The 9,159-nt window shown below is 67.6% G+C and carries 8 protein-coding genes; 7 read left to right on the forward strand and 1 reads right to left on the reverse strand.

All coding sequences use genetic code 11. From position 1 onward, the window contains the following. Position 1: 1 nt before the first annotated feature. The gene (locus QHF83_RS16450; protein WP_282418784.1) at positions 2-544 is read right to left on the reverse strand and encodes a hypothetical protein; all 543 of its coding nucleotides are present in this window, start codon (positions 542-544) and stop codon (positions 2-4) included. A 51-nt stretch (positions 545-595) separates the two neighbouring features. On the opposite strand from QHF83_RS16450, the gene QHF83_RS16455 reads away from it, so the two are divergent. The 7 genes from QHF83_RS16455 to QHF83_RS16485 all read left to right on the forward strand — a co-directional run bounded on the left by QHF83_RS16455 (position 596) and on the right by QHF83_RS16485 (position 8,675). Further along, complete coding sequence (locus tag QHF83_RS16455) at positions 596-2,065, forward strand: MBOAT family protein (RefSeq protein ID WP_282418785.1); 1,470 nt, start codon at positions 596-598, stop codon at positions 2,063-2,065. 2 nt (positions 2,066-2,067) lie between these two features. Then, on the forward strand, positions 2,068-2,370 hold the full coding sequence (locus tag QHF83_RS16460) for a hypothetical protein (protein ID WP_282418786.1): 303 nt from the start codon (positions 2,068-2,070) through the stop codon (positions 2,368-2,370). Between the two features lie 34 nt (positions 2,371-2,404). After that, positions 2,405-2,785, forward strand: coding sequence for a hypothetical protein (locus tag QHF83_RS16465; protein WP_282418787.1), 381 nt, complete (start codon positions 2,405-2,407; stop codon positions 2,783-2,785). Further along, on the forward strand, positions 2,782-3,417 hold the full coding sequence (locus tag QHF83_RS16470) for a hypothetical protein (protein WP_282418788.1): 636 nt from the start codon (positions 2,782-2,784) through the stop codon (positions 3,415-3,417). Before QHF83_RS16465 ends, QHF83_RS16470 begins: the two co-directional genes overlap by 4 nt. 114 nt (positions 3,418-3,531) lie before the next feature. Beyond that, positions 3,532-4,629: a tryptophan 2,3-dioxygenase family protein gene (locus QHF83_RS16475; RefSeq protein WP_282418789.1), complete on the forward strand. Its 1,098-nt coding sequence runs from the start codon at positions 3,532-3,534 to the stop codon at positions 4,627-4,629. Between the two features lies 1 nt (position 4,630). Continuing rightward, complete coding sequence (locus tag QHF83_RS16480; protein WP_282418790.1) at positions 4,631-6,652, forward strand: DCC1-like thiol-disulfide oxidoreductase family protein; 2,022 nt, start codon at positions 4,631-4,633, stop codon at positions 6,650-6,652. Between the two features lie 4 nt (positions 6,653-6,656). Further along, complete coding sequence (locus QHF83_RS16485; RefSeq protein WP_282418791.1) at positions 6,657-8,675, forward strand: HTTM domain-containing protein; 2,019 nt, start codon at positions 6,657-6,659, stop codon at positions 8,673-8,675. Positions 8,676-9,159: the final 484 nt, after the last annotated feature.

Below are 9,159 nucleotides of genomic sequence, written 5' to 3' on the forward strand. Positions count from 1 at the left end.
TCTACTTCTTCGCCTTTTTCTCGTCCGCCGACGTGTCGAAGTCCTCGTCGAACTCGTCTTCGGCCGGCTGCGCGATGCGCTTCTGCGGCCCGGCCTTCGCCGGCGGCGCCTTGGCCTCTTCTTTCGCCTCGCCCTCGGGCGCGGGCGTGTTGTCCGCGTCGTAGAAGCCGCCGAGCACCGCGGCGATCGCGGCGAGCGAGGTGATGGGGAAGTAGCCGAACCGGATCGCCTCGCTCTTCGTCATCACGCCGATCTGGCTCAGCGGCTCGGTCGGGAGGTACATCGTCAGCCACTTGCGCGCGGCGAACATGAGCCCGGCTCCGAGCAGCGCGCCGACGACGGCCTTCATCCCGGCCTCGATCTTCGCGTCCTTCGCCCAGATGGGTTTGCCCGCGACGAGGCCGATCACGACGCCGGTGATCGCGGCGGCGATGTATGCGAGCCACACAGGCAGTACGGCAAATCCGAGCTTCAAAAGCCCGAACCCGATGAGCCCGCCCACGACGAGGCCCTTGATGATCCCTATGATCAGGCGCCCGAGCATCACCGTAATCCTTGGCACGGCAGCCCGCGCCGTTCAACATGCGGCCCGCTCGTGAACTTCATCAGCATCGAGTACGCGGTTTTCTTCGCCGTTGCGTTCGTCGGTTGGTGGGGCCTTTCGACCCTCCGGCCCTCGTTTGCGACGTCCGGCGGGCGCCTCCTCGCCTCGTGGCCGCGCATCATCTTCCTCCTTGCGATGAGTTACGGCTTCTACGCCGCCTGGGATTGGCGGTATCTGCCGCTCATCTTCGGCTCGTCGACGGTCGACTTTTTCCTCGCCCGCATCATCGCGAACGAGACGAGCCCGTCGCGCCGCAAGGCGCTCCTGACGATCACCGTCGTCCTGAACCTCGGCTTCCTCGGCTTCTTCAAGTACTGGAACTTCGGCGTCGAGAACGTCGAGCTCCTCCGCGCGTGGCTCACGGGCACCGCGCCGAAGACGAGCGACGCGATGCGGGTCCTGCTCCCGCCCGTCGGCATCTCGTTCTTCACCTTCGAGTCGATGAGCTACGTCATCGACGTCTACCGAGGCGATCTTCCGGCGCACCGGAGCTACCTCCGTTACCTGCTCTTCGTCTCGTTCTTCCCGCACCTCGTCGCGGGACCGATCGTTCGTCCGCGTGACCTCCTGCCGCAGCTCGAAGCCGTCCCCTCCCTGCCGAGCCGCGTGGGGGCCGAGGCCATGTTCCTCATCGCGACAGGCCTCCTGAAGAAGGTCGTCTTCGCCGATCAGCTCGCGATCCACCTCGTCGATCGGGTCTTCGAGCGGCCGGAGAACTACTCCGCCGTCGAGGTGCTCGCGGGCGTCTACGGCTACGCCGTCCAGATCTACTGCGACTTCTCGGGCTACAGCGACATCGCGATCGGCTCGGCGCTGCTGCTCGGCGTGCGCTTCCCGCCGAACTTCGACGCGCCGTACACCTCGTCGAACCTCGCCGAGTTCTGGCGCCGCTGGCACATCTCGCTGTCGAGCTGGCTGCGCGACTACCTGTACATCCCGCTCGGCGGAAACCGCGGTTCGAACCTCGCGACGTACCGCAACCTCATGCTCACGATGCTGCTCGGCGGCCTCTGGCACGGCGCGTCGTGGACGTTCGTCTTCTGGGGGTTCCTCCACGGGCTCGGCCTCGCCGTCACGCGCGCCGTCGAGCGCGCCGGAGGCAAGAGCGCGGGCAAGCCGAAGCGCTTCCTCCCGAAGCCGATCGGCGTGATCCTCACGTTCCACTACGTCTGCCTCGCGTGGATCTTCTTCCGCGCCCCGTCCTTCGACATCGGCACGCGTGTCCTCAGGCAGATCTCGACCGGGACGACGTTCCACCCGAACCTGCCGCCGATCGTCGCGGCCTTGCTCGCCCTCGGGATCGCCGTGCATCACACGCCGCGTGTGATCTACGATCGGCTGCGCGCCTCGTTCACGGCCCTGCCGGCCCCTGCGCAGGGCGCCATGCTCTTCCTCGTCGCCGTCGTGCTGCACGAGGCGGCGAGCGTGAAGGCCGTTCCGTTCGTGTACTTCCAGTTCTGACCATGCGCCCTCTCGCCCTGCTTCTTCCCTTCCTCGTCCTCGCCGGCTGCGTCGACAACATCAACGGGCACGGCGCGGCCAGGCCGGTCGTGCTGATGCACGCACAGAAGGACCTCGACTGCCCCAGCGGGGACATCCGCGTGAGCGAGGAGTTCGGCGGGGTCTACAAGGCCGTCGGCTGCGGCCGGAAGGCGTATTATCAGACGCTCTGCGAGCACCTCTCCTGCGAGGTGAAAGGCGAGGGCGACGGGCCCGTCGGCTGGAGGGATCGGCCCGATCAGACCACGCCCGTCCTTCCCAGGTAGACATCGAACCTTCGCGTTGCGACAGGACCGAACGATGAGCGAGACGAACGAGGGCGCGGATCCGCAGGGCGAGGTCGAAGAGCCGGGCGAGGCCGCTCGCCCCAAGAAGAAGCGCAAGAAGAAGGCGAAGGCTCCGCGCGAAGGGGTGCCCTCGTTCGCGCAGCGGTTCCCGCGCGACGAGAGCCTCGACGCGCTGCTCGCCGCCTTCGACCGCGGCGACTACGGCCGCGTCCGCGAGGACGGCGCGCGCCTCGTGAAGAGCACCGACGACCCGGCCGTGCGCCGCGCCGCCGAGGAGCTCCTCCGTCGCATCGAGCCCGATCCGCTCGCGAAGTACATGCTCTTCGCCGCGTGCTTGCTCCTCGCCTTTTTCACGGTCTGGTACTTCTCGCACAGGCTTTCGCCGACCCCATGACGTCGGGGCCGGGAGCCTTCGCACTCGTCCTTTCGGGCCTCGCGCTCGCCGCGTGCGGATCTTCTGCGCCCGAGCCGCGGCCTTCGTTCACCGCGCCCGGCGAGGGCGTCGTCGGCGCGTCGTCCGGCCTGCCGATCGAGCGGTATTTTCCGATCGTGCACGGCAACCTCTGGCACTACGAGACGACGAGCGACGACGGCGAGCGAGGCCTCTTGCTCGTCCGCGCTCGTCGCACGAGCGCCTACGAGGGCGAGCTCGTCACGCCCACGGGCGCGCGCCGCGTCGCGTTCACGAGCGAGGGCATCGCGCTGCTCGGCCGCGCGGTCTACGTGCTTCGCGCGCCGATCGCCGTCGGCATGAGCTGGACCGGCGAGCACGGCGGCTGGACGCGTATCGCGGCGGTCGGACAGAGCGTGACCGTGCCGGCGGGTCGCTTCGACGGATGTGTCGTCACGGTCGAAGATCGCGGCGGCGATGTACCCGTCCGGTATACGACCACGTTTTGTCCCGATGTCGGCATCACCGTTCTCGACGTCGAGGCGCGTATGGCCCACGAGCGCGCGGAACTCCGGAGTTACGGGCCACCCGTGAACATCGGACCCGAGGGCACGAGCTTCACCACGACGCCCTGATCCCGGGGCCGACGTTACGTTAGCGGCGGCCTGGGGCGCGCTTCGAGCGCGCGCCTCGTGGCTTCCGTTTTCGCGCGTGGGCAGTAGACTCGCCTCGCGTCGAGGAGCCGAGGCATGCGCAACTACTGGGACTACATCAAGGTCGAAGAGCTGCTTTCGCTGCAGGGCGGCTTCGACAACGACGAGAGCAAACTTTCGAACGACGAGGTCGTGTTCATCGTCGTCCACCAGGTCTACGAGCTCTGGTTCAAGCTCATCCTGCGCGAGCTCGAGACGGCGCGCGATCTCTTCCGGCAGAACCCCGTGCCCGACATGAAGCTCGCGAACGCGGCGACCTCGCTCCGCCGCGTCGTCGCCCTTTTCGAGCAGGCCGTGCCGCATTTCCGCGTGATGGAGACGCTCACCACGCGCGACTACCTCGACTTCCGCGACCGGTTGATCCCGGCGAGCGGCTTCCAGTCGGCGCAGATGCGCGAGATCGAGATCCTGCTCGGGCTCGACGACAACCTGCGCATCCCGCTCGGCCGCGAGGGCAGCTACATGGCGGCGCTCCGCTCCTCGGACGGCTCGGCCTCGACGGCGCTCGCCCGCGTCGAGCAACGCAGAGAGAGCGGTCCGAGCCTGAAGACCGTGCTCTACGAGTGGCTCGCGCGCACGCCGATCGACGGGCCTGCGACGCAGGAGTCGGCCGATCGGTTCGCGAAGGCGTTCATCGCGGGGCACGAGAAGGAGATCGAGAACCGCGTTCGCCTCGCCAAGCAGAACGCGCTCACGGCGGACGACATCGCGCGGCTCGAGGAGCGTTACCGCGCCGAGATCCGGTTCGCCGAGCGGTTTCTGCGGGCCGAGGACGAGGAGGGGCTCGACGACGAGGCGCGCGCCTTCCGCCGCCGCGTGCGGGCGGCGATCGTGTTCCTGGAGAGCTACCGGGAGCTGCCGCGCCTGGCGTGGCCGCGCGAGGTCATCGACCTCGTGATCGCCGTCGAGCAGCAGATGATCATCTGGCGCCAGCGTCACGCGCGCATGGTCGAGCGCGTGATCGGGCGGCGTACGGGAACGGGGGGGTCTGCGGGCGTCGATTATCTCGATCAGACGGCGCTCCGATATCGCATTTTCAACGACCTCTGGGCCGTGCGGACGATCTTGCTCCGCAAGCCGAGCGTCCCGTTGCTCTCGCACGAGGACGAGTACCGATTCCGTGTCGAGGATTGACGTGGGCAAACGAATTCTGTCGAGCTTCCTTGAAATCGACGCCCGCTCCCTGGGGCTCTTTCGCATCGCGATGGCCCTCGTCCTTCTGGGCGACCTCTTTCGCCGCTGGCCGTGGGTGCGCGCGTTTTATTCGAACGAGGGCGTCCTCCCGAATCACAACCACATCTTCAACCTGCGCGACCAGGGCCAGGTCTGGAGCTTCCTCCACGCTTTTTCGAGCGTCGGGGAGAACCACTTCGCGTTCGTCCTGATCCTCCTCGTCTATCTCGGCTTTCTCCTCGGCTGGAAGACGCGCGTCTTCCACGCGCTGTCGCTGATCTGCCTGGTGAGCCTCGGCTCGCGGAACATCCTGCTCGAAAACCAGGGCAATTACGCGGCCGTCGCGCTCCTCTTCTTCACGCTCTTCCTGCCGCTCGGCAGCCGCTTCTCCGTCGACGCCCTCGCCCGCTCGTTTTCGGACCGCGACGAGAAGACCGACGCGGATCTGAACGATCGCCCGCGGCCCACGAAGGCCGAGCTCTCGGCCACGCGCGGGCCCGGCTGGTCGCCCCTCTCGTTCGCGGCGCTCGCCGTCACGCTGCAGGTCGTGATCATCCTGATCGCGTCCGCGGCCTGGCATTTCGCGGGGGCGTGGCGCGACGGCAGCGGCCTTTATTACGCGCTCCACGTCGAGCGCTGGGTGAGCGATTTCGGGGTGCGGCTGCAGCACGCGCCGGCGGGCGTCTTGAAGGGCCTGTCGTATCTGCTCCTCGCGACCGAATGCGCCGTCCCGCTCCTCGTGCTCGTCCCCGTGGCGCGTCGGCCGCTCCGCGGCATCGCCGTCGCGCTCCTCGTCGTCTATTCGCTCACGCTCGGCCTCCTGTTCTCGCTCGGCCTTTATGCCTGGACGCTCCTCGCCGCTGCGGCGCTGCTCCTGCCGGAGGAGAGCTGGGACGCCTTCGAGCGCCGTCTCGCCCCGGCCCGCGCGCGCAGCGTCGTCTACGACGAGGATTGCGGCGTTTGCTTGTGGCTCGCGCGTCTCGCCAAGCGCCTCGACGCCCAGCACCACCTCACGTTCCAGGGCAATGGCGACCTCTCGGGGCTCCTCCGCGGCAAGGCCGACGGCACGGTCGAAAAGGTCGATCTGCCGAAGGAGATCACCGAAGAGCTCGTGCAGAACACGATCGTCGTCGTGGACCCGAAGGGCACGGTCTTCACGCGGAGCCGCGGCATCGCGGAGATCGTGCGGGCCTTGCCGTTCGGGCGTCCTCTCGCGTTCGTCATGCGCCTGCCGGGCATCTCGAACCTGCTCGACGTCTTCTACGACGCCTTCGCCAAGCGGCGCGCCAACGTCAGCGTGCTCCTCGGCATGGACGCATGCGGCGTCCCCGCGCCGAAGGACGAGGCCGAATCCGACGCCGTCGATCCCCTCGACGTCCCGTCCGCCGTACGCACCCAGCGTTTCTTGACGGGCGGCCTTCGCGAGGCATTCGTGTTCGTGCTCTTCGTCGCGGCGCTCGCGCAGGCGGCCAAGGCAAACCCGCTCCGGTTCACGATTCCCCAGGGAAAACTCCTCTCGGCGGCCGTCGCGTGGCCGCGCATGATGGAGCGCTGGGACGTGCTCGCCGTGGACGGGACCGAGGACGGCGTCTTCGTGGTCGACGGCCAGAACCGCAAGGGCGCGAGCATCGACCCGCTCACGGGCGCCCCGCCCGCGGTCGACCCCGAGGCCTTCAACGCGCGCAAGCTCGGTCAGCTCTGGAACGATTACCTGAACCGCGTCCGGCAGCGCGAGTACGAGCCGTTCCAGAAGGCCCTGCGTGATTACCTCGGCAAGGGCGGCCCCGCGCTCGAAGGCCGCGCGCCGGACGAGCAGCTCTCGGGGTACGACGCGTACTGGGTGAAGTATTCGATCGCGCAGCCCGGCGAGAGCCCGGCGCGGGTCGAGAAGGGCCGCGACAAACTCTTCACGCATTCGCGCGGCGGGCGCATGGCGGTCGACCGGCTCCCGATCATCAAGCCCGACCTCCGCCGGCAGGAGTAGGGCCGTGGCCGAGATAGCCGCCGAGGGCGAGGTCACGGCCGAACGGCCGGCGGACGTGCCGCGAGAGGACAAACCCGCAAAACCGCGGTTTTCGCGCCTCCGCGCCGCGTTCGCCTGGCTGCGCGACCATTACATGACGATGGACCCGCGCACGCTCGGGTTTTTCCGGCTCGTCATCGGGTTCCTCGTCACCGCCGATTGCATCCGGCACTGGATGGAGGCGCGCTGGTTCTACTCGAACGACGGCATCCTCACGAACCATTACCACCTCTTCCGTCCGAGCAGCGGCTTCAACTTCAGCATCTTCCACGCGTTCTCCTCCCTCGAAGAGGTCCACGTCGCCTTCGCGATCGCGACGTTCTGCCATTTTTGCTTCTTCATCGGCTGGCATACCCGCGTCTTTTCGGTCCTCTCGTTCCTCCTCGTGACGAGCCTGGACAACCGGCTCGTCATGGTCGAGAACGGCGGGTACGTCGTGGAAAACCTGCTCGTCGGCTGGGCGATGTTCATGCCCACCGGCGAGCGGTTCTCCGTCGACGCGCTTTTACGCTCGTTCCGCGAGCGCAAGGAGCGTTCGTCCGCGGAGCTCAACGCGCGCGCGCCGTTCGCCTGGGCCACGAAGCCCTACGTCTCGCTGATCGGGCTCCTCACGACCCTGAACATCGCGGTCATTTATTATTTCAACGTCGTCAACAAATCGGGACATATCTGGCGCAAGGGCGACACGGTCCATTACGTGCTCCACCTCGATCGCATGATCACGGGGTTCGCCGTGCCGTTTCGCGAGTACATGCCGCTCTGGATGATGCGGCCCGTCGCCTGGAGCGTGCTCGTCGTCGAGGCGCTCCTCGTGCCGCTCATCCTCGCCCCCGCCGGCCGCCGCATCACGCGGCCGCTCGCGATGCTCCTGATGACCGGCCTGCACGGGACCTTCGGCGTGATGATGCGCCTCGGCCCGTTCTCCTGGTTCATGATCGCCTGGAGCTTCCTGTTTCCCCAGCCCGTGCACTGGGAGATCCTCGGCCGCTGGTACACGAAGAAGGCCCGCGCGTGGGTCGTCGTCTACGATAGGCGCTCGGCGCTCGCGTTTTTCCTCTGCCGCCTCTTCGCGCGCCTCGACCACTGCGAGCGCCTCACGTTCGAGGAGAGCCCCGAGGACGAAGCCACGCCGAAGCTCCTCCGCGTCCGCGATCCCGCGACGAACGAGGTCCACGACGATCACGCGGCCCTCGCGGCCGTCGCGCGCTCGCTGCCCGCGGGCCGTTTCCTCTGGCCCGTCTTCCGCGTCCTCACGCTGGGCCTCTCGGGGCCGCTCTTCGGCTACGTCGCGCGCCGTCGCGACGCCGTCGCCCGCGCCTTCGGCCTCGGCGGAAGGCCCCGCGGCCGCGAGGCGAGCGCCGTGCCTTCTCCGCTCGCCGCGCGCGCCTCGCGCGTGCGCGCAGGCCTGCGGGAGGCGCTCGTGGCCTGGTTCTTTCTCTGCGCGGTGAGCCAGACGATCAACGAGAACAAGTCCGTCCCTGCGCCCTTCAAGCACCAGCAGCCGTGGCTCATGCAGGCGACCCTCGGCTACCCGCGCATGTATCAGGGCTGGGGTATGTTCGCGCCGAACCCGATCAGCGACGACGGTTCGATCACGGTCGACGCGATCACGATCAGCGGCCGCCACGTCGATCCCTTCACTGGAGAGGAGCCCGACCTCAATCTCTCGGACGCGCGTGGTCTCGGTTTGAACCAGATCAGGCAGGACTACTTCAACCGTATCCGGCTCGATCGGAACAAGGTGTTCCGTCATGGTCTCAAGGAGTACCTCCTGCGCTGGCACGAAGAGACCGGTCGCCCCGAGGATGAGCTCGCCGCGTTCGACGTGTACTGGCTGCGGGACCAGTGCCCGCTGCCTGGACAAACGCAGCCGTACAAGCATGAAAAGATTGCGATCCTGACATATCGCAAGCCTGGATACAGGCCACCGCCGGGCAATCCACCGCTTCCGCCCGAGCCCAAGGTCGAGAGCGCGGGCAACTGAGCGACTCGGGCGCATCTCGGCGCGGCGCGTGATTCTGTGTGCGACACGCGTGAGCCGTCCGGAGCGCTCTTCGTTTTGCGTATCCCGTGTGTCCGTGCGGGCTGGCTTGCATCGCAGCCGTCGAGCACCGAACGTGCGATGGGCAAACGGTTCGGCTTCGTTTAGGATTCTCTGGACTGTATGCGCGACGTCCTCCCTGCTTCGATCGATCTTCGGCGGGGAACCGAGGGCAACGGGCGCCGATGCCCTCGCCGCGGGGAGGTTCGCCGTCATGGTGCCCGCGGTGCGCGCTCGCCTGGGTGGGCGAGAAACACGCGATGCGGGCTACCGCGTGCGTCGCTTCGCCTCCTCGGGGTATATGCTGCTTCCGGGAGCGCGCCGCGAGGCGTGCTTCGACCGTTCGAGCAATGTTTCAGGCTTTCCGCGGCACGTGAACACGATGGGCCGCGACGAGGTCGAGGGGCTTTCAGGAGACGAGGTCGGG

It is taken from the genome of Polyangium sp. 15x6, assembly GCF_029960785.1.
In the GTDB taxonomy this organism is placed as follows: domain Bacteria; phylum Myxococcota_A; class Polyangia; order Polyangiales; family Polyangiaceae; genus Polyangium.

Bases quoted from the DNA above. Each gene is read 5' to 3' on its own strand.
- QHF83_RS16450 (WP_282418784.1), bottom strand. From the start codon at position 544: ATGCTCGGGCGCCTGATCATAGGGATCATCAAGGGCCTCGTCGTGGGC.
- QHF83_RS16460 (WP_282418786.1), top strand. From the start codon at position 2,068: ATGCGCCCTCTCGCCCTGCTTCTTCCCTTCCTCGTCCTCGCCGGCTGC.
- QHF83_RS16465 (WP_282418787.1), top strand. From the start codon at position 2,405: ATGAGCGAGACGAACGAGGGCGCGGATCCGCAGGGCGAGGTCGAAGAG.
- QHF83_RS16470 (WP_282418788.1), top strand. From the start codon at position 2,782: ATGACGTCGGGGCCGGGAGCCTTCGCACTCGTCCTTTCGGGCCTCGCG.
- QHF83_RS16475 (WP_282418789.1), top strand. From the start codon at position 3,532: ATGCGCAACTACTGGGACTACATCAAGGTCGAAGAGCTGCTTTCGCTG.